The organism is Citrobacter sp. TBCP-5362 (genome assembly GCF_005406305.1).
Classification (GTDB): Bacteria; Pseudomonadota; Gammaproteobacteria; order Enterobacterales; family Enterobacteriaceae; genus Citrobacter_B; species Citrobacter_B koseri.
Window position 1 is genome coordinate 1,765,779 of record NZ_CP040234.1, and the last position, 20,506, is coordinate 1,786,284.

Annotated in this window: 19 protein-coding genes and 4 tRNA genes; 11 read left to right on the plus strand and 12 right to left on the minus strand. The window is 50.7% G+C overall.

Annotation, left to right across the window (positions count from 1 at the left end; all coding sequences use genetic code 11):
• Nucleotides 1-81: 81 nt before the first annotated feature.
• Nucleotides 82-157, plus strand: a tRNA-Asn gene (locus tag FD428_RS08485).
• Nucleotides 158-258: 101 nt separating this feature from the next.
• Here FD428_RS08485 and FD428_RS08490 read toward each other — a convergent pair.
• A complete protein-coding gene (locus FD428_RS08490; RefSeq protein ID WP_012131810.1) occupies nucleotides 259-798 on the minus strand; it encodes a DUF2058 domain-containing protein in 540 nt (179 codons plus the stop codon).
• A gap of 127 nt (nucleotides 799-925) precedes the next feature.
• Complete coding sequence (locus FD428_RS08495; protein ID WP_047462794.1) at nucleotides 926-1,399, minus strand: cold-shock protein; 474 nt, start codon at nucleotides 1,397-1,399, stop codon at nucleotides 926-928.
• Nucleotides 1,400-1,700: 301 nt separating this feature from the next.
• Here FD428_RS08495 and FD428_RS08500 point away from each other — a divergent pair, with 301 nt between their 5' ends.
• Nucleotides 1,701-3,434 (plus strand): ABC transporter ATP-binding protein, encoded by a 1,734-nt coding sequence (locus FD428_RS08500; RefSeq protein WP_162790481.1) that lies wholly within the window; start codon nucleotides 1,701-1,703, stop codon nucleotides 3,432-3,434.
• 174 nt (nucleotides 3,435-3,608) lie between these two features.
• Here FD428_RS08500 and FD428_RS08505 read toward each other — a convergent pair whose 3' ends face one another.
• Complete coding sequence (locus FD428_RS08505; protein WP_110494091.1) at nucleotides 3,609-3,935, minus strand: helix-turn-helix domain-containing protein; 327 nt, start codon at nucleotides 3,933-3,935, stop codon at nucleotides 3,609-3,611.
• Nucleotides 3,936-4,025: 90 nt separating this feature from the next.
• Between FD428_RS08505 and FD428_RS08510 the strand changes: the two genes are divergently transcribed.
• The 3 genes from FD428_RS08510 to FD428_RS08520 all read left to right on the plus strand — a co-directional run bounded on the left by FD428_RS08510 (nucleotide 4,026) and on the right by FD428_RS08520 (nucleotide 6,148).
• Nucleotides 4,026-4,352: a nuclear transport factor 2 family protein gene (locus tag FD428_RS08510; RefSeq protein WP_047462801.1), complete on the plus strand. Its 327-nt coding sequence runs from the start codon at nucleotides 4,026-4,028 to the stop codon at nucleotides 4,350-4,352.
• The gene (locus tag FD428_RS08515) at nucleotides 4,352-5,131 is read left to right on the plus strand and encodes an SDR family oxidoreductase (RefSeq protein ID WP_110494092.1); all 780 of its coding nucleotides are present in this window, start codon (nucleotides 4,352-4,354) and stop codon (nucleotides 5,129-5,131) included. Before FD428_RS08510 ends, FD428_RS08515 begins: the two co-directional genes overlap by 1 nt.
• 321 nt (nucleotides 5,132-5,452) lie before the next feature.
• Nucleotides 5,453-6,148: a hypothetical protein gene (locus FD428_RS08520; protein ID WP_114848167.1), complete on the plus strand. Its 696-nt coding sequence runs from the start codon at nucleotides 5,453-5,455 to the stop codon at nucleotides 6,146-6,148.
• Between the two features lie 286 nt (nucleotides 6,149-6,434).
• Here the strand turns inward: FD428_RS08520 and FD428_RS08525 are convergent, their stop codons facing one another.
• From FD428_RS08525 to shiA, 6 genes are all read right to left on the minus strand, one after another.
• Nucleotides 6,435-7,013, minus strand: coding sequence for a GNAT family N-acetyltransferase (locus FD428_RS08525; RefSeq protein WP_309544897.1), 579 nt, complete (start codon nucleotides 7,011-7,013; stop codon nucleotides 6,435-6,437).
• A gap of 154 nt (nucleotides 7,014-7,167) precedes the next feature.
• Nucleotides 7,168-7,647, minus strand: coding sequence for a GNAT family N-acetyltransferase (locus tag FD428_RS08530; protein ID WP_114848276.1), 480 nt, complete (start codon nucleotides 7,645-7,647; stop codon nucleotides 7,168-7,170).
• A 357-nt stretch (nucleotides 7,648-8,004) separates the two neighbouring features.
• A complete protein-coding gene (locus tag FD428_RS08535; protein WP_114848166.1) occupies nucleotides 8,005-8,673 on the minus strand; it encodes an epoxyqueuosine reductase QueH in 669 nt (222 codons plus the stop codon).
• Nucleotides 8,674-8,835: 162 nt separating this feature from the next.
• Nucleotides 8,836-10,614, minus strand: a complete 1,779-nt coding sequence (locus FD428_RS08540) for an aminopeptidase P family protein (protein WP_114848165.1) — start codon at nucleotides 10,612-10,614, stop codon at nucleotides 8,836-8,838.
• A 15-nt stretch (nucleotides 10,615-10,629) separates the two neighbouring features.
• A complete protein-coding gene (locus FD428_RS08545) occupies nucleotides 10,630-12,084 on the minus strand; it encodes an AMP nucleosidase (RefSeq protein WP_012131819.1) in 1,455 nt (484 codons plus the stop codon).
• Between the two features lie 117 nt (nucleotides 12,085-12,201).
• Complete coding sequence (gene shiA / locus FD428_RS08550; RefSeq protein WP_114848164.1) at nucleotides 12,202-13,518, minus strand: shikimate transporter; 1,317 nt, start codon at nucleotides 13,516-13,518, stop codon at nucleotides 12,202-12,204.
• A gap of 228 nt (nucleotides 13,519-13,746) precedes the next feature.
• Between shiA and FD428_RS08555 the strand changes: the two genes are divergently transcribed.
• From FD428_RS08555 to FD428_RS08565, 3 genes are read left to right on the plus strand one after another with little or no spacing between them, the layout of a single operon-like run.
• On the plus strand, nucleotides 13,747-14,580 hold the full coding sequence (locus FD428_RS08555) for an ABC transporter ATP-binding protein (protein WP_223849104.1): 834 nt from the start codon (nucleotides 13,747-13,749) through the stop codon (nucleotides 14,578-14,580).
• Between the two features lie 19 nt (nucleotides 14,581-14,599).
• The gene (locus FD428_RS08560; protein WP_114848162.1) at nucleotides 14,600-15,556 is read left to right on the plus strand and encodes an ABC transporter substrate-binding protein; all 957 of its coding nucleotides are present in this window, start codon (nucleotides 14,600-14,602) and stop codon (nucleotides 15,554-15,556) included.
• The gene (locus tag FD428_RS08565) at nucleotides 15,553-16,563 is read left to right on the plus strand and encodes an iron ABC transporter permease (RefSeq protein WP_114848161.1); all 1,011 of its coding nucleotides are present in this window, start codon (nucleotides 15,553-15,555) and stop codon (nucleotides 16,561-16,563) included. Before FD428_RS08560 ends, FD428_RS08565 begins: the two co-directional genes overlap by 4 nt.
• Nucleotides 16,564-16,661: 98 nt before the next feature.
• On the opposite strand, the gene FD428_RS08570 is transcribed toward FD428_RS08565, so the two are convergent.
• A tRNA-Asn gene (locus FD428_RS08570) sits at nucleotides 16,662-16,737 on the minus strand.
• A gap of 327 nt (nucleotides 16,738-17,064) precedes the next feature.
• Between FD428_RS08570 and nac the strand changes: the two genes are divergently transcribed.
• A complete protein-coding gene (gene nac, locus FD428_RS08575; protein WP_047462844.1) occupies nucleotides 17,065-17,982 on the plus strand; it encodes a nitrogen assimilation transcriptional regulator NAC in 918 nt (305 codons plus the stop codon).
• Nucleotides 17,983-18,083: 101 nt separating this feature from the next.
• Nucleotides 18,084-19,034 (plus strand): HTH-type transcriptional regulator Cbl, encoded by a 951-nt coding sequence (cbl, locus tag FD428_RS08580; RefSeq protein ID WP_024130225.1) that lies wholly within the window; start codon nucleotides 18,084-18,086, stop codon nucleotides 19,032-19,034.
• A 37-nt stretch (nucleotides 19,035-19,071) separates the two neighbouring features.
• Here cbl and FD428_RS08585 read toward each other — a convergent pair.
• Both FD428_RS08585 and mtfA read right to left on the minus strand, forming a co-directional pair.
• A tRNA-Asn gene (locus tag FD428_RS08585) sits at nucleotides 19,072-19,147 on the minus strand.
• 100 nt (nucleotides 19,148-19,247) lie between these two features.
• A complete protein-coding gene (gene mtfA / locus FD428_RS08590) occupies nucleotides 19,248-20,045 on the minus strand; it encodes a DgsA anti-repressor MtfA (protein WP_012131863.1) in 798 nt (265 codons plus the stop codon).
• Between the two features lie 93 nt (nucleotides 20,046-20,138).
• Here mtfA and FD428_RS08595 point away from each other — a divergent pair.
• Nucleotides 20,139-20,228, plus strand: a tRNA-Ser gene (locus tag FD428_RS08595).
• The last annotated feature ends 278 nt before the right edge of the window (nucleotides 20,229-20,506 follow it).

Here is a 20,506-nt window from a genome sequence, read left to right on the forward strand (position 1 = left end):
TTTCGGCAAACGAACGTGTTTGTGCATTCAGGCTTTGACAATGCTCGTGGGCGTCGTTAATATGCGCCCCGTTCACACGATTCCTCTGTAGTTCAGTCGGTAGAACGGCGGACTGTTAATCCGTATGTCACTGGTTCGAGTCCAGTCAGAGGAGCCAAATTTAGAAAAGCCCGCTTTTTAGCGGGCTTTTTGCTTTCCGTCATCGGCATTCAGTTCTTTCAGTGCCCGGCACGCCGGACGCTGAACGACAAACGTTGATTACCACATCAAATCATCAGGCACTTTAAAATCAGCATACGGATCTTCTTCGTCCTGCTCTTCCTGACTAAGCGCACTATTTAGGACGATACTGTTAGCATCTCGCTGTGCAATTTTATCGGCTACGCTTGCGGGGATAATCGCGTATTCACATTCCCCACCGTTATCAACAACCAAACGCGCAATGGCGAGGCGACCATTAATCAACTGGGCTTGCGTCGCCTTATCCACATCTATTTTTTTAATTAAGTTATTATCTGTGAAGTTAAAACCAATATCGCCTTTTGAAATGCTGATTCTATTCATTTCAATAAGTTGCTTCACCTGCGCTTTATATTCTTTAGATAAAGCCGCTTGTTTTTGTTGCTCGCTTAGCTGTTTATCACGCTCAAGTTGCGCTTTTTTATTTTCTTCCACAGCCTCTCTTGCTTCACGCGCCTGAACTCGTGATTTTTTAGCCGTTCTCTGGACTTTGGCCATTTTTTTACTGGTTACTAATCCCGCTTTTAGCATCTGCTCTTGTAAGGTGAGTTTTGTCATCTTCGTTTCTGAAACCGTTGAATAATGTATGTGATTATACCCGTAATTTTTGCGTCTGTACCTGGCGCACGCGAGCCGGAATTCTGTTTATAACTGGCGCAGTATTCCGGCACGGGATTCAGATGAATTACTTGAGCAGTTTCACCGTGGCCTCTATGTCTATCTCATCTTCTGAGAAGATTAACGTCGTTCCCTGGAAGGTGGTGATTGCCAGTTTTCTCAGCGAGCGCATTTCACCGGGCTTTGCGGCTGATTTGGGTCTGATACTACTCATCAGCACGCCCACAGACAGCACCGCGTTTTCTTTATCAATTCGGGTATCGGCTGGCACTTCTTCGCTGTAAACCAGATAAGACTTGATCGACGTGAGCTTCAGGCGCTCGCCCGCGATATAGATGTATTTGCTTTCCGGGATGACTTTCACAGCATAAGCGGACAAGCCTTTGTTATTGGTGGTGGGTTCAAAAATCACCGCCGCGTCTTTCTTAATCAGCTCAGGGTTGGCAACCTTAATCACATGAAAATAGCGATTATCACCGTTTTCATCTTTGATAAATCCAAAACCTTTATCTTTAAACCACGTTGTGATTGTTCCGTTCATCGCCTTACCGCCTGGTTAATCGTTTATCTACTCAGTTTTTACAGCGCGCAGTGTAAAGCACAATGCCCACGCAGACCATGTCTTTGGCTTAAGTTTGGGTGATAAATGTCCATCAGACCAGGGGGCCGTTGGGGGAGGGGAAGTCGCGATTGCATTTGGCCGATGGCCAGAGATGGGAGAGAACGTCTACTTCACAACCCAGTTCACTGTTACATTCCATTAATGCAATTGAGTGCCATTCTCATCTATCATGATCTGCGACTCACACGATCTATGGCTACTGCAACAAGGGAGGTCGTCAGTGCTACTGGCTATCAGGTACGTCTTTGCGTCATGCCCACTTCGTATTACCGCACTTATCGTCGTTGTGTTGCTTCAGGGGCTGATACCGGCCCTCAACATCTTTATGACCGGCCAAATAATCAACACGCTGCATGCAGTGCAAACCACCGACGGCGATCTGATGCTGAGCGTTGCGGTCTGGTGTGTTTCACTCCTTGGCATGCAGCTTATGCAGCCCCTGGTCAATCTTGTTCAGGGGGATGTCACGGAGATTTCGACCAATCACTTCAGCGCTAAGATTATGTGCCGTATGAACGACTCCTTTTCCCTGAGCCTGTTTGATAATAAGGAGCGTTACGAGCAACTGGAATATTTGAAAAAAGAAGCGGCGTATCGACCGCTTAATTTCATCATCTGTATCATTTACGTTATCCGGGCAATCGTCATGGCCGGCAGTCTGCTGCTGGTTCTGATCAACTATTCAGGAGCAGGGGCGGCCATTTGCGCGCTTTCCGCCATACCGATGATTGCCATCAATATGCGTATCCAGCAGAGATACGTGCGGGATTTATTCTTCACGTCTAAAGATGCAATTGCGATGCGCTACGTATATGGCGTCAGTATGGACAAGAGTTTTTTGCAGGAGATCCGGCTTTACGGTCTTGGTAAATATCTGCTGACTAAATTCAATGCGTCCGCTAGCAATACCTATAATCGCATGCACAAACAGCGCATCCGCGCGCTAATCACGCCTGTGCCGGCCATGATGCTGAGCCTGACTATGCTGTTCGTCGGGGTAACTCTTTTTTTAAACAACTTACGCACCAGTGATATTGCCGTGAGCGCGCTGGTGATGGTGTTTCAGTCCATTGTGATGATGAAATCGCACCTCGACGAGATAGCCAATTATGGTTCGAATCTCGTCAGCATGAGCAGTTTTTTCACCCGCTACCATGCGTTTATGACGGATAAGATTGAACCGGTGAAAAACGGGCACCTTACCTTACCCGCCGAAACACCTTTTGCCCTCAGCATTCACAAACTTCGGTTTCAGTATGAGGGGCGTAATCATCCAGCCCTGAATGGGGTTAACCTTGAAATTGCCCCCGGTGAAAAGGTCGCTATTCTCGGTGAGAACGGCAGCGGAAAAACAACTCTGATTAAAATGATCCTGCGCATGTACGCCTTCAGTGAGGGGGCGGTGTCTGTGTCAGGCGTGCCGCTCGACAGGTTGGATATTGAAAGTTACCGGAACCAGATAGCCACCGTGTTTCAGGATTACGGAAAATACGAGTTCACGGTGGGCGAAAACATTGCCCTGAATAATTATGATGCAGAAGCCCCGTCGTCAGCGATTGATGAATTGCTGAAAAAGGTAGGATTTCCGTATGACCAGCACACCCGGCTGGGCAAGCAGTTCGGCGGCGATGAACTCTCCATAGGGCAGTGGCAGCGGCTCGCGATTGCACGGGCGCTATACCGAAAGGCCAATCTGTTTATTTTTGATGAGTTCTCTTCATCACTCGATCCTGAAACTGAGCACCGGCTGTTTAATGATATTCTTGCCCTGAACACAACCGTGATCGCAGTGACGCACAGGCTCGGTAATATAAAAGAGTTCGACAGGATTATCGTGATGTCTGCTGGAGAGGTCATCGAAAATGGGGACTTCACTGCGCTGATAAGCCGTCGGGGAAAATTTTACGACATGTGGCATGCGCAGTTTAAATCGGTGATGACTCAGGCAGTTTAATACTACGGGAATGGTACGCAGGTATTTGCACGTCATTCCAGATGTAACCCATCCAAATATATCGTCATTGCCCCCGGTGTACGCCGGACAAGAGGCTCTGCATAACCATGTCCGATTTGAGCGAAAACCAGATATCAGTGATTTTCGCTCACGGCAAAAAGGCCCCGATGACAACTAATCCTCGCGTTTTTCCGCCCATTTCAGCATCGCATCAAGGGCCGGGCACAGTTCTTGCCCCCACTCGGTCAGGCGATATTCCACTTTCGGAGGCACCTGAGGGTACACCGTGCGTGATACGATGCCGTCGGCTTCCAGTTGTCGCAGTTGCTGAGCCAGCATCTTCTGTGAAATACCCGGGATCAGTTTTTCAAAATCGGAATAGCGCTGTACCTTTCCATCGAACAGATGAAAAAGAATAATTAATTTCCAGCGACCTTCCAGCATTCGCAGCACATGCTCCACGCCGCTTGCGGCAGATTCTGGAGTGTATAACTTACTCATAATTCAGTTGCTCACTTTTTCGTGCGTACTTGTCAATTTCACAGTCTATGTTGAAAATTCCTGTACTGTAAACAACGGGAGTAAAGCGCCATGTCATTAGCCCTACCGCACGCTATTTCTGACTATTTTGCGATCAGCAACGGAGCAGATATTGCCAACGTTAAGCACTGTTTTACCGCCGATGCTGTCGTGACAGACGAAGGTAAAACGCATAAGGGACACGCAGCGATCGAGGCATGGCAACGTGCCGCACAGGCCGCGTTTGACTACAGCGTTGAGCCGGTTCAGTTCCTCACCGAAGGTCACCGGGTGACGGTCACCTCAAACGTCGTCGGTAATTTTCCTGGCAGCCCGATAGTGCTTAAACATGCTTTCGGCCTGGTCGGCGGCAAGATCAATACACTGGAGATTATCTGATGTCGTTAGATCTTGATTTTCAGGACAAACGCATACTGGTTACTGCCGGCACCAAAGGCGTCGGCAAAGCGGTCGTTGGATTATTAAAGCAACTGGGTGCCAGGGTGTTAACCACCGCGCGTCATACGCCCACAGAATGTATCGCCGACGCCTTTGTGGCGGCGGACCTGACCACGGTCAACGGGTGTGCTTCAGTAGCTGAAGCCGTTCAGAAGCATCTGGGAGGTGTCGACGTCATCATCCATGTTGCGGGCGGTTCTACCTCACCTGGTGGTGGCTTTGCAGCACTGGGCGAAACGGAGTGGCAGCAGGAACTCAACCTTAATCTGCTGCCAGCGGTACGCTTAGATCGTGCGCTGTTGCCAGGGATGCTGGCACAGGGCAGTGGGGTTATCATTCACGTCACCTCTATCCAGCGTGAACTGCCGTTACCGGAATCGACCACCGGTTATGCGGCGGCAAAAGCTGCGCTGTCGGCGTACAGCAAGAGCCTGTCGAAAGAGGTATCCCCGAAGGGGGTTCGTGTGGTTCGTGTTGCGCCCGGCTGGATCGAAACCGAAGCTTCGGTAGCGATGGCAGAGCGACTGGCGAAGCAGGCGGGAACGGATTACGAAGGCGGTAAGCAAATCATCATGAATGCACTCGGGGGTATTCCTCTTGGTCGTCCGTCAAAGCCCATTGAGGTGGCGAAGCTCATTGCTTTCCTCGCGTCGTCTCATGCTGCCGCCATCACCGGCACAGAATATGTGATAGATGGCGGCACCATCCCGACGGTGTAATCATGTATCTTAATCGGCCCGAATTATGAGCCGATTAAGATCGTCAGAGGCAGAAAATGGTTAATCGTAGCGTCTGTTTTGACGCAACACAGTCTGATGTAAGTGAATAGTCTGCTATGAGCGAGGAACGGAAGTTTAGCTGCGGCTGAGCTGTCTGGCTTATGCATAAGTCTTACCCTCGTCGTAATATTCTCATGTTATGAGCTATGTTGACTATTTTTCTTCAAATGCCATGGTTATTCATATTATGCTGACACGAATCAATATATTGTTGTGATTTTTATTTTGCATATAGATTATGAGGTTATATGATATTCATCTATGTTTTTAGTTTTGAAAAATGTGGGCGCAGCCCTTCAAAAAGACATTGACAGGAGTTTTAGATTGAACAGTCCAATAAAATTATGTTTTAAGTGTGCAGAGTTGTACGTAGGCGAGAAATGTCATTTTTGTGGGGAGGCTTGTCCTGATGATTATGAAGCTGTACTTGAACGCTCGGAGCATACGTATGAAATGGGGGTTAGGTATAGACAATTTTTTGAAGAGCAAGTTAAATCAAACGGTAAGGTTAACTGTTTTGCATCATTGATACAACCAGAACAGTGGTTGATATTTATCGGTGTTGCTGCGTTAAGCGGTGTTATTGGAAATGCTACATATGATTTAGTAAAAGTTATAATCAAGAAGATTATCGAGAAAGCAAAAAAAGAAGGCGCAAATGAAATCGCAGAAGAATATGACTCAGATGAAAAAATTGAAATTTTAATAGTCCAAATTAATGAATATATTAACTTTCCGGAGAAAATTCACCCTGAGGTACTACGAGGAATTAAAGAAGAGGAACGAGTTGATGACTATATGTATGGATTTTCAGAGATAATGGAGATTAAAGGTAATATAAGTATTACTCCCGAAGAGGTGGAGGAGAAAATTAAAAAAATAAAAGATAGAAAATCTAAGATTAAGTCAATTGATGAAAAAAACTTTGCCCATTTCTGGGATAATCTCAAAAAATAAAATTTTTAACAATATGAATAATTGATAAAATTCATGTCACGAATTTTGGTTCCCCGAATATGACTGACATTCTGCCCGTAAACCGGCATATCGCGATATAAGCAATATCCGCTCTTGGCACTTAGCGGACAAGTGCGAAGGTCTACTATGAGCGAGAAGCGGGCATTGACTATGCCCCTGGTACAACATATATGTCGGTTGACTCAAATGCCATTCTGAAATGAATGTATGTGTAGAACCTCGCTGCAACATTTCCAGAATTGGGCATGTTTTGCCGTTTCATTTTTCAGTAACTAAATTCTTCTCTCAACAATCCAAATACCCAATCATCATGCCAGCAACCATGCAGGAAATAGTTTTTTCTTAGAGTTCCCTCCTGCTGAAACCCGACTTTATGCAATATTCTCCGCGATGCATTGTTGCCAGCTGTTACCGTAGCAGTGAGCTTACGATACCCATGCTCATCGAAAGCAAAGCGGGCAATATCTTTTAACGATTCTGTACCAAAACCTTTGCCGTGAAATTCTGATGCTAGGATAAACCCCACTTCCGCGATGCCCTCACCACGATTAATAAAGCCAGTTACACCAATTGGTATATCTGTATCCTTTCGACTTATTATCATACATAACCAGTGTTCACTGCCTTTATGCCAGGGCTGTAGACGGCTTTCAAAAGACTGGGTTCTAATCTCGTCATCAGTACGTGAATCACTAATAAAATGCATCACATGGCGATCCTGATTTAATGCCAAAAAAATGGCCAGTCTGTATGCTGGAGACCGCGATAATTGAGACTGACAGAAGAGATATGATGCATTAGATTTAATCACCTTTTTAGAGAGAGGAGTTAACAACTTTATCATTCACACCTGAATGATCAACTTTGACTGGCGCACGTATAAAGTATACAACTTCCCCTCCAGGCACGCAGCGGCTGGGCTGAGTGGTCGTCACGTCTACAGTGAGCAAGGAGCAGAATTTTTTTGAACTAATATGGCACCATTCTCTCTGCATTAGTCATGACAATTTATCTTTCTCACATAAAAATAATGTCATAAAACGGCTATTTGGATCAGACTGATAATCAGCAAACGGCTCGCAGTTAACGAAACCGTGCTTGATATAAAGTTGATGGCAAGCGGAAAACCCTGGCTGTGTCCCGGTTTCTAAACTTAAACGTCGTAGGCCTTTGATATGCGCAACCTGCAAGATATGCTGTAAAAGCTGATTCGCTACGCCACGACGCAAAAAATTTGGCGCGGTACGCATTGATTTCAGCTCACCATGTTCATCATCCAGTATTTTCAGCGCGCCAATTCCTGCGAGTTGTACCCCTTCCCATGCTGACCAAAATATCACAGCTGGGTCACGCAGTTTTCGAATATCTAAAGCATGGCTGCTTTCTGGTGGGGACTGCTCCAGCATGCCGGAAATATGATAGGCCACTAACGCTTGCACTGCTGGATGGGAGAGATCGTCAGTTTTGATAGTGAACAAGACTTTTCCAAAAAAAAGTTGATTACATATTTGTAACATACAAACAAGCGGCAGTATCTTTGTCTAATATCTATTTCTTATGGCACTGACCTGCACTCCGCTGATTAGTACGCCGTTGCGTTAGCTATGTCCCCTCCTGGCGCTAAGCGGACGAGATAACTGGGGCGAAGGTCCGCTGTGAGCGAAAAGCGGACGTCCTAGTCAAAGAATGAAGCATTATTTTCAGCCATTTAATGACTACAAAAATCACTGTTAGTCTCGAAATTAGCGTGCAATTGCTAGCATTGATGGCCTGTAGGTTACGGTGATTTTCAGTATACAGAAGCGCTGCCATGTCCCTGAAGACATGAAATTAAATCAGTCCTGCCCTTCTTCTTTACCGTAGTAAAGCTGACCGATTTTGATAAGAGGACGGCCATGGGATTTGCGGTGCAGGTTGCTGTCACGCAGTGAATAAACGCAGCCGCAGTACTCCTGCTGATAGAACTGCTCGCGTTTACTGATTTCAATCATGCGGGACGAACCGCCCTGCTTGCGCCAGTTATAATCCCAGTACACCATGCCCGGATAATGCGCGGCGGCTCGCTGTCCGCAGTCGTTGATTTGCTGCATATTCTTCCAGCGCGAAATGCCCAGCGAACTGCTGATCACGCTGAAACCATTTTCAGCGGCGTACAGCGCAGTCCGCTCAAAACGCATGTCAAAACACATGGTGCAGCGGATGCCACGCTCTGGCTCCCATTCCATACCTTTGGCGCGCTCAAACCAGTTGTCCGTGTCGTAATCTGCGTCGATAAACGGTACGCTGTGCTGTTCAGCAAAGCGAATATTCTCATCCTTACGAATCAAATACTCTTTCTGAGGATGAATGTTCGGGTTGTAGAAGAAGATGGTGTAATCGATTCCCGAGGCTTGGATCGCCTCCATCACTTCACCGGAACATGGAGCGCAGCATGAGTGCAGCAGAAGTTTGTCTGCCCCGTCAGGGAGTTCAAGTTTAGGGCGTTTGAAATCAGCAGAGGTCATAAAAGTATTCGATGGAGAAATGAGACTTGCAAGGAGTGTAGCATCAGAGCCGTGCTATCGGGAATAGCGGTACAAATCTAGCAATGACTGCTCCTGGCACAAACCCGACCCTCTACCCAAAAAGCCCACTTTTAGCGGGCTTTTGGTTTTCAGCATACAGGGTTAACTTGCGCGCACCCGTATGGGAGCGGTAGCGGCGAACAGCCACGGGCGGGCGTTGCTTTCTACGCGAGGGGATAATGTTTCTCTTACCTGCTGATGATACTCATCAATCCACAGTTTTTCTGCCTCGCTAAGCAGATGTAATTCCACAAGACTTAAGTCGATCGGCACCAGCGTCAGTGTGGAGAATTTGCAGAAACCTGGGCGGCTTTCGACAATTTCGACCTGATTTTCAATGCGGATACCGTATTGTCCGGCGAGGTAATAGCCCGGCTCTATCGTAATGATGTTGCCTGCCACCAGCGGCCAGGGGTTCACTTTTTTGGCGATACGGTGCGGCTGCTCATGAATCAATAGCTGATGACCTACGCCGTGTCCCGCACCGTGATCGTAATCCAGACCAAGATCCCAAAGCGCCCGGCGGGTAAAGGCGTCAAGCTGGTGTCCCTGAGTTCCGCTGGGGAATTGCAGGGTAATCAGCGACAAAAAGCCCTTCAACACAGCGGTGTAGTGTAACCGACGCTGCGGCTCCTGCGGCCCAAATGCGAGGGTACGGGTCGTGTCTGTCGTACCATTCTGATATTGACCGCCCGAATCGTTCAGGTACATCTCCTGGGTTGTGACTGGCGCGTTTGTTTTCTCGCTTGAATGATAGTGGCACATGGCGGCATTGCCTGCCGATGCAGAAATGGTGTTAAAGCTCTGCTCAAGAAATCCCGGTTGTTGCTGGCGATAAGCCCGCTGTTTTTCCTGGGCTTCCAGCTCCGTTATCGGATTGCCTGCGGCTTCACGCAGCGGCACTTCGTGCGCCAGCCAGGCGAGGAAATTAACCCAGGCGGCGCCGTCCTGCTCATGGCATTCGCGGTATCCTGCCAGCTCGGTTTCGTTCTTGTGCGCTTTCATTAGCGTAATCGGATCTGCTGACCAGATGACGTCACCGCCATGCTGCTCAATAGCGAAGCGCAGGGCGACCGGGGCGAAATCTTTATCAACCAGGAAACGCTTTCCGGCCGCGCGTTGCTGACAGCGTGCAAGGAACTCACCCGGCGGGGAAATGGTCAGCGTGCTGAGCAAACTTGCAGGTAACGGCTGAGTTTTCTTTTCATCAACGAACCATTCCAGTTCGCCCGTGCGGTGCAATAACGCAAACGAGAAGGGAACAGGCACCATGTTGAGGTCGCTGCCGCGCACGTTCAGCATCCAGGCGATATTATCCGGCAGGGTGATCGGCAGGTAATCCGCCTGCTGTTTTGCCAGTTCGTCGAGAATGCGCGCGCGTTTCTGCGCGCTGCTTTCACCGCTGATTTCAACGGGCATTTCCCGGATGATGCCGCAGGGGGCGGCGGGGCGGTTTTGCCATACAACGTCGAACGGATCGCTGTCTAACGCCACCAGTTCGCAGTGGGTAGCTGAGAGTGTCTCAAACTGGCTGTTGACCATCAGCAGAGGTTCGAAGGCAATACGTGCGCCGGAGGCAACCTGTTCCTGCAAATACTCCGCAAGCGGCTCGTTATGCAGGTGATGAATTTCAAAATCATTACGATCGACTTCGGCGCGGGCCTGAACCTGGTAGCGGCCATCCACAAACAGCAATGCGCGGTCGCGAAGCACTAACGCCAGTCCGGCAGAACCGCTAAAGCCCGTTAACCAGGCCAGTTTATTATCGTGTGGCGTACAGTCCTCGCTTTGATGAGCATCGGCGCGAGGAACGATCATGCCATCCAGCCCCTGCGCAATCAGGAGATTACGCAGGGCGGAAAGGGGAGTTGGGTTGCTCATAGACACCTTCATGCCTTAACGGAACGGCGGTTCGTTGAATGTGCGCAGTTTACGTGAGTGCAGGCGATCGCCTTCTGCGCGTAACAGATCAATGGCGCGGATGCCGATTTGCAGGTGCTCCGAAATTGCACCTTCATAAAAACGGTTAGCCTGGCCGGGAAGTTTAATCTCACCGTGCAACGGTTTGTCGGAGACGCACAATAGCGTGCCGTAAGGTACACGGAAGCGATAGCCCTGGGCGGCAATTGTGGCGCTTTCCATATCAATGGCGACGGCGCGGCTCAGGTTGAAACGCAATGCGGAGGCGGAGTAGCGCAACTCCCAGTTACGATCATCGGTGGTGACGACCGTACCGGTACGCAGCCGCTGCTTAACCTCTTCGCCAGGCATACCGCTCACCATTTTTGTGGCGTCATACAGTGCGCGCTGAACTTCTGCGATGCTGGGGATGGGAATATCGGGCGGCAGTACGGCATCGAGCACATGATCGTCACGTAAGTAGGCGTGCGCCAGCACATAGTCGCCAATCGCCTGGCTTTCACGCAGGCCGCCGCAGTGACCAATCATCAGCCAGACGTCCGGGCGCAGTACCGCCAGGTGATCGCAAATAGTTTTGGCGTTTGACGGCCCGACGCCAATATTCACCAGCGTAATCCCCTGGCCATCAGCCGTAATCAGGTGCCAGGCTGGCATCTGGTGTTTTTTCCATGCCAGATCGGAGGTGGCTTCTTCAGGAGCCTCGGTTTCTGCGGTGATCCAGATCCCGCCAGCACAGGAAAGTGCGATATAGGGACTGTCCGGGTCCAGAATCTGGCTGCATCCCCAGCGCACAAATTCGTCTACATAGCGGGTGTAGTTGGTAAACAGAACAAAGGGCTGAAAATGTTCAACCGGCGTCCCCGTGTAGTGACGCAGTCGCGCCAGCGAGAAATCGACACGGCGCGCGTCGAAGTGAGAGAGCGGATAAAACTCACCGGGGTGGAACAGACCATCTGCGGTCTCGTCGCCAATCTGCGCCAGTTCAGTGGTGGGGAAAAAGCGCGTCAATCCGGCGCTCATGGAGCGGTCAAGCGACAGCTCGGAACCGTCAATGACATAAGGATACGGAATTTCATGATGGGACGGTTCAACCGCGATATGCGCGTCATAATCCTGATACAGCAGCGTTAATTGCTCTTCAAGGTAAGGGCGAAACAGCGCAGGACGGGTGATGGTTGTGGTGTAGCAGCCAGCATGGGTAAAGCGGCCATAGGCGCGGGTCTTGGGGGGATTCGTCGCATTGCCGCTCCAGGAGACGGAAAGCGATGGGTAAACAAAAAGGCCATTATTTCGGGCTGTAATGTCTGGAAGCTCCCCGTTTTCAACATACTTACCAATTGCGTTACGCAGAGCCTGAACCGATTGCTCGTAGAGTTCGTCCAGTTTATCCAGCGCCTGAGACGGGGTCAGGCCGGCGCCCTTATTATTCATGTCTGTCTCCTTGTTCCACAGGTGTACTGCTCTCCCGATAGTATGTCACAGGAATGTGAAACAAAAGTCAGACGTTGCGTAAGAACAGACGGAGGCCAGACGGCCCCCGTACAGGGATTAGACGTGTGGTTTATTTTTCATCAACAGCGCCGTAGCGGCAGAGATCAGGCAGCCTGCCAGCAGGTAAATGGCAACGCTGTGCCAGTTCCCATCGGAGAAGGTGACCAGTGCGGCGGCGATAAAGGGAGTGAACCCGCCGCCCACGACGCTGGCGACCTGATAACCGACTCCGGCACCGCTGTATCGATAACCTGCACCGAACATGCCGGTAAACATCGGCTGCTGTACGCAGACCACCATATCATGAGCAATATTGGCCAGCATGATGGAGAAGAACACAATCCAGAAGATTGACTGGGCTTCAAGCGCCATAAAAAACGGGAATGCGCTGAGCGTACCGATTAAGGCACCTGTAATATAGACGCGCCGACGACCGAAGCGGTCCGCAAGCCAGGCAAAGCAGGGAATCGTCAGGCAGCTTAGTCCCCCCACCAGCAGACCGATATTCAGAAAAAGCTCACGCGGAAGGCCCAGATTTTGGGTGGAGTAGTTCAGGGCGAACGCGGTGACGATATACATCGTCAGCAGCTCGCACAGGCGCAGGCCGATGATTTTCAGAAATGCGCCAGGGTGGCGGCTCAACGCCTCCATAACCGGCAAGCGTTTTTTCGCCGGTGGTGTTTCCTGTTTTTGCTGTTCAAATTCGGCGGACTCTTCCATGCCATTGCGCACCCATAAGGCACCAAGCACCAGAATAATGCTGAACAAGAATGGGATGCGCCAGCCCCAACTCAGAAACTGTTCATCGGTCGTCAGCGTGCTGATCAGCGAGACCAGACCGGTCGAGAGCAGCAGCCCTACGCCATAACCCACCTGAACGCCGCTGCTGTAAAACGCTTTTTTGTTCTCCGGCGCGCTTTCAACCGACAGCAATGCCGCGCCACCCCATTCGCCACCGACGGCAAAACCCTGAACAGCCCGTAATATCACCAGTAGTACCGGCGCCCACCAGCCTATAGTGGCGAAAGAAGGGAGGATGCCAATCAGTGCGGTAGCGATACCCATCATCCATACGGTCAGCATCAGCATACGCTTACGGCCCAGACGATCGCCGAAGTGGCCGAAGATCACACCCCCCAGCGGGCGAAACAGAAAGCCAACGCCGAAGGTGGCAAACGCCGCGAGTGTACCCATCGCCGGGCTGATTTGCGGGAAGAATTCACGATTAAACACCAGGGCAGCGGTGATGCCATAGAGCAGAAAATCGTACCAGTCGACGACTGCGCCAGCGAAGCTTCCTAATGCGGCGCGGCGCGCGCGATTAAGCGAAGGCGTCTCATCCTGGGGACGCGTGGAGGTGAGGGTGGAATCCATAGTTATCCTGTCTGTGCTGTTTTTTTAGTTATTAGTATGGAGAAATGATGACTCATATTGCTGCCGACATATTAACGGCTTTTATGAGACTACCGCGACAGACGGAAAGAGAAAATGATTTTATCCGTCACGCGGGGGCAAGATGAAAAATAGTACGGAGCCCGGTTGAAATCGCCTTGTATCTCAGGGTTGTTAACGTTAATTGTTATGATATAACATATCCAATTAATGGTTCGATCATGGAAGAGGTTAAGTATTGTGCAATTCGTCGCATCCAGTGATAACCCGGCGAGTGCTCTGAGCGTCAATATTGCGTCGCTACAGCGACCCGGAGGCGGAGAACTGCTTTGTGCAATTCGCTTTGAGGTTGAGGAAGGGAAATGCCTGGCCGTTATTGGGCCTAACGGCAGCGGTAAAACGTCTTTACTGAGGGCGATAAGTCAGGAACTCCCCCTTCAGAAGGGCGATATTCAGCTACTGGGCCGGTCTGTTTCGGCGCTGTCGCGGCAGCAGCGGGCAAAGCAGATCGCCGTTCTGGCGCAAAATGATACGCCCGATCTGAGGCTGGCTCTTGAGGATTATGTGGCGCTGGGGCGTATCCCGCACGCCGGGGATGCACCACGCGACAGGCATGATGCCATCGTGACGAAGGCCATTAAAGAGACGGGATTACTGGCGTTGCGAAAGCGGTCGCTGTCCGCGCTTTCTGGCGGAGAAAGGCAGCGGGCGGCGCTGGCGCGGGTGTTAGCTCAGATGCCGAGCCTGGTGCTGCTTGATGAGCCAACCAACCATCTGGATCCCTCCGGTCGGGTGGAACTGCTTTCGTTGGTGAAAAACAAGGGGATAACGGTGGTGGCGGTATTGCACGATCTGTCGCTGATTGAATCTTTTGCTGACCGCGTTCTTCTTCTGTCACAGGGAAGAATGGTGCTCTGCGACACACCGGAGCGTGTGCTGGTGTCTGAAAACCTTTATCCCGTTTTTGGGTTGACCTGCTTTACCGTACCACACCCTGATACGGGGAAAGCGCTACGTATTTTTGAAGTTCCTGGCTATGCATAATAACTATCTGAGGATTGTGATGAAAAAATTGCTTGCAGGCATGGTTGCTATTTTGTCGGTATCGGCAGTAGAGGCTGCGGATTTTCCTGTCACCATAGAAAGTTGTGGAACCCCCGTGACGTTCACGGAACCGCCAAAGCGAGCGATTATTAATGACCTTAATATGTCTGAAATGGCGTTCGCTCTGAATTTACAGGATCGTATCGTCGGTCTGACCGGTATCAGCGGGTGGTACAAAATGACGCCGGAATTTAAAAAAGCAATGGGGTCGATCCCTGAACTGGCACCGAAATATCCCTCTCTGGAAACATTGCTGGCGGTTAATCCAGATTTCTTTTTCGCAGGCTGGAATTATGGCATGAAAGTAGGGGGTGAAGTGACGCCTTCTTCACTCAATAAATATGGCATCAAGACTTTTGTTCTGAGCGAAAGTTGCGTCTTTACTGCCGCACATAAGCGTAAAGCCAGTATGGATCTACTTTATAATGACGTACTGACGCTGGGGAAGATTTTTGGTAAGCAAGATGAAGCTCGGGCGCTGGTTAATCGCTGGAAAAAGACGCTGGAGGCGCTGCCCAAACCGCCGAAAGGAACCCGACCATTAAGCGTGTTTGTTTATGATTCAGGAGAGGATAAACCTTTTACCAGCGGGAAATACGCGATGCCTGACGCCATTATTGAAGCGGCTGGTGGTAAAAATGCGATGGAGGCGCTGGATATCAGTTGGGGCACAACTTCCTGGGAAAGTGTGGCTGCCACTGAGCCGGACTTTATCATTCTGCTGGATTATCAAACGGGAAGTGGGGCTGATGAGCTTCGTCACTTCCTGGAAAATCACCCGTTGATGAAACTCACGCCAGCGGTGAAACACCAACGTTATCTGAAGCTGCAATATGCTGAACTGACGTCAGGCCCTGCGAATGTCAAAGCAGTAGAAAAACTGGCTCGGGCCATGTATCAGACGGCTGCACAATGAGTTTCACTTCGTACCGTTACTACTGGGCGATGTGGAGCGCGGTGGTGGTACTGGCAGGATTAATGTTACTCAGTATTGCCAAAGGCGCTGTTTCGTTATCGCTGTTGCAGGTGTTGGGGGCGATAGGGATTGCAGATGTGCCGGTATCGGATATGGTCAGCAGAATTGTGATTGATTTACGCGTGCCGAGGACGCTCCTCTCTGTACTTACAGGGGCAGGGCTGGCGATAGTGGGCGCGTTGTTGCAGACCACCACACGTAATGATCTTGCCGATCCGTTTTTATTCGGGTTGTCATCGGGCGCATCGGCGGGCGCGGTGCTGGTCATTACCCGATTCGGCAATCAGCTTGGCACGCTGACGCTCCCCGTATCGGCATTTGTTGGTGGGATCTGCTCCGCTATGGCGGTGATGTTACTGTTCCACTTCAAAAAGCAACGCGGGGCTGAGCAGTTAATTATCAGTGGGCTTGCTATCTCCTTTCTGTTTGGCGCGTTGACCAGCTATTTCATTTTTTCTGGCGATCAACGTGCCGCCAGTTCCGTGCTGTTCTGGTCACTGGGCGGCCTGGGATTAGCCAGTTGGGGCAATCTGCCTTTCGCCTTACTGAGCCTGATATTACTGAGCGCTTTTATTCTGCTGCGATGGCGTGCGCTGGATGGCATGCTGGCCGGTGAGCAGACGGCGTTATCGCTGGGGATTAACGTCAGCCGCCTGCGGATGGAAATTTTCTTGTGCTGCGCGCTGGCGACCTCTTTCTTAGTGGCACTGACGGGAGTGATCGGCTTTGTTGGGCTGATGGTGCCACATCTGTGTCGGTACTTTTCTGGCGTTAAGCATCTGCTTTTACTGCCTCTTTGTGGTGTCTGGGGGGCTGTGCTGTTGTGCGGCGGCGATATTGTCAGCCGAACGTTGCTGACCTCGCAGGAACTGCCTGTCGGCATTATTACGGCGGGTATTGGCGGTTTGTTTATTATTGTATTGCTCGCCAGAACGTCGTCAATATGACGGCCAGAAACGGTAAGCGGCTGGAACGTATACCTGATTGTGGTTGTTCGGAGTACAGAAAAGCAAAAAGCCCGCTAAAAAGCGGGCTTCTCTAAATTTGGCTCCTCTGACTGGACTCGAACCAGTGACATACGGATTAACAGTCCGCCGTTCTACCGACTGAACTACAGAGGAATCGTGTGAACGGGGCGCATATTAACGACGCTCACGATCATTGTCAAAGGGTGAAATGCGATTGCGCGTTCGTTTGCTGACAAAATCAACAAAGCGATGATCTTTCATTCGGCCGCTATTTTGCGCCATTCTGGTGCAAACGTACCTCTTATGGGGCAGATCGGAAACTGTTGTTAACGTTAAAAACGTTGTCTTGTAATCACATTCTCTTATTTGACAGCAGGTTAGCATAAAAATCAGCGTCGGCCAGAAACTGGCAAGCCTTTTGCAAAATCCTCCATAACATGACAGCCAGTATCATGACTGGTATTCCTGACAGGAGGCAAAATGAACTTCAGACGACTGAAATACTTTGTGAAAATCGTCGACATCGGTAGCCTGACGCAGGCCGCGGAAGTATTACACATTGCGCAACCCGCACTCAGCCAGCAGGTCGCTACGCTGGAAGGGGAACTGGATCAGCAATTGTTGATTCGGACAAAGCGCGGCGTGACGCCGACTGAAGCAGGAAAAATCCTGTATACCCATGCGCGAACGATTTTGCGTCAGTGTGAACAGGCACAGCTGGCGGTTAATAACGTCGGGCAAACGCTGAGGGGGCAGGTGTCTATTGGTCTGGCGCCGGGAACGGCTGCCTCGTCGGTGACGATGCCGCTGCTACAGGCCGTGCGGGCGGAATTGCCAGAGGTGTTGGTCTACCTGCATGAAAACAGCGGGGTGGTGCTGAATGATAAATTACTCAGCGGCCAACTTGATATGGCGGTTCTTTATGAACGTTCTCCGGTGGCCGGTATTACCAGCCAGCCGCTGCTGAAAGAAGATCTTTTTCTGGTGGGAACCCGGGATTGCCCTGGGCCGAGCGTGGATTTAACGGCGGTTGCGGAGATGAACCTTTTCCTTCCTCGCGACTATAGCGCCGTTCGTTCGCGCGTGGATGAAGCCTTTTCCTTACGCCGATTGACCGCAAAAGTGATTGGCGAAATCGAATCCATCGCGACATTAACAGCGGCTATCGCCAGTGGGATGGGGGTGACGGTGTTACCGGAGTCGGCAGCCCGATCGTTAAGCGGCGCGGCAAATGGCTGGATGGCGCGTATCACCACGCCGTCGATGAGTTTACCGCTGTCGCTGAATATGTCGGCGAGGGGGAGTCTGACGCCGCAGGCACAGGCAGTGAAAGAGATCCTGATGTCGCTGGTGAGCCGCCCTATGCTGGAAAACCGTGAGCTTCTGCTGGTGAGCTAAGCGTTATTCCATCGCGGTATAAGATGCAGGTTTTTATTATTTGTTATGCCGGGCTTCAGACTTTAACAATAGCGTCATGTCTGATGTCTTCGGAGCGAAGCGTGAATTTCCAGCAACTTAAAATCATCCGCGAGGCGGCCCGTCAGGATTACAACCTGACTGAAGTCGCCAATATGCTTTATACCTCTCAGTCGGGAGTGAGTCGGCATATTCGCGAGCTTGAAGATGAGCTCGGTATTGAAATTTTTATCCGGCGCGGCAAGCGCCTGCTCGGGATGACAGAACCGGGTAAGGCGCTGCTGGTCATCGCCGAGCGCATCCTGAATGAGGCCAGCAATGTTCGCAGACTGGCCGACCTGTTCACCAATGATACATCTGGCGTACTGACCATTGCCACGACGCACACCCAGGCGCGATATAGTTTACCGGAAGTGATCAAAGCCTTTCGCGAGATTTTCCCGGAAGTCCGACTGGAGCTTATTCAGGGCACGCCGCAGGAGATAGAGGGGCTGTTGCAAAACGGTGGCGCGGATATCGGCATTGCCAGTGAGCGTCTGAGTAATGATCCGTTGCTGGTGGCCTTTCCCTGGTTTCGCTGGCACCACAGTTTATTAGTACCTCGCGATCATCCCCTGGTGCAGACCTCGCCACTGACGCTGGAAGCGATCGCGCACTGGCCGCTAATCACTTATCGTCAGGGCATTACAGGGCGCTCCCGTATTGATGAAGCCTTCTCCCGCAAAGGGTTGTTGCCGGATATTGTCCTGAGCGCTCAGGATTCTGATGTGATCAAAACGTACGTTGCTCTGGGGCTGGGGATTGGATTGGTCGCCGAGCAATCCAGCGGCGAGCAGGAAGAGGGGGCGCTGACGCGTCTTGATACCCGACATTTATTTGATGCCAATACCGTCTGGCTGGGGCTGAAGCGCGGACAGTTACAGCGCAACTACGTCTGGCGGTTTATTGAGTTGTGTAATGCGGGGCTGTCTGTCGAAGATATTAAGCGGCAGGTGATGGAGTCGGATGAGGCGGTCATTGATTATCAGATATAAAGCAAAAAGCCCGCTAAAAAGCGGGCTTCTTTAAATTTGGCTCCTCTGACTGGACTCGAACCAGTGACATACGGATTAACAGTCCGCCGTTCTACCGACTGAACTACAGAGGAATCGTGTGAACGAGGCGAATAATACTGACCGCTCTGTAACGTGTCAACAGTAAAATTCGCACGTCATTTCAATTGGTTAATTAATCTTCAAAACCACGATTTAATGGACGTGTGATGTCGGTATATTGTCCTCTTCTGGGTTATCACGCAGTCGCAGTAAGGGGTCCTGGCGATAAAACTGACAAAAACGTTGCCACAATGCCGGGAAACGCGGGGCGAACAGTTCCGGGGCGCTGAAGAAGTATTCTGACAGAACCGCAAAGCATTCAGCAGGGTCGGTTGCTGCGTAAGCATCAATGCTGGATGCGGTTTCACCCACAAGATCAATTTCATCCTGAATATTGTTCATGGCCGCGTGGAGATCGTGCTCCCAACTGGCCACTTCGCGCAGAGGAATCAACGGGATGCCGCTGGCCCGGTCGCCATTGCGCATATCAAGTTTATGCGCCACTTCATGGATAATCAGATTGAAGCCGGACGCATCAAAGGAGTCCTGGATATCAAGCCAGTTCAGAATTATTGGGCCTTGCTGCCAGCTTTGCCCGGACTGGACAACGCGCTGGTTATGCACCAGACCAATATCATCTTCCCATTCATCATCCACAACAAAAGGCACAGGGTAGATCAGCACTTCATGGAAGCCATCGAGCCATTCGATGCCCAGCTCCAGCACCGGGAGACAAAAAAGCAGCGCAATACGCGCGCTTTTCAACGCATCCAGTTCAAATCCCTGAAGAGCGACCAACCTTTTTTGCTGTAAAAAACGCTCGGCCAGCGCAATTAATCTGGCTTGCTCTTGCGCAGTCAGGTTGACCAGAAGGGGAATTGCCAGGGCGTCATCCCACGGCAAGGCCGCATTCTGGTCTGTTTCGTGTACTTTCCAGGGCCACTTAATCATCGTTTTGCTCGCAAACTCGTCACTTGAACAAAATTGCAGGAACAGGGTCTGTTAAAATGCCAAATTACCTGGCATCATGGCAACCACCAGAACGGAGAGATGCCGGAGCGGCTGAACGGACCGGTCTCGAAAACCGGAGTAGGGGCAACTCTACCGGGGGTTCAAATCCCCCTCTCTCCGCCACTATTCAAGCACTTAGTTCACTCCCTTTCAACGACCCCCGTCACACTTGGTATAGTGTTGGTATATTCACCGGGTATGCTTCTCGCCATCATCCTCCTCCGATTTTTCCAGAACAGGACGATTCAGCGTCGGGGAACACTTGCGCTTTGCGATCGGCAACAAACCTCTGGCTTTCCGTTTTATGACCGGAGAATAACGGCTTCTCTTTGCCGGGTTCGCCGCGAATTTAACCGGTTATCTTATTTGGCAATATTGGTGAAGCACTGACAGGCAGTACA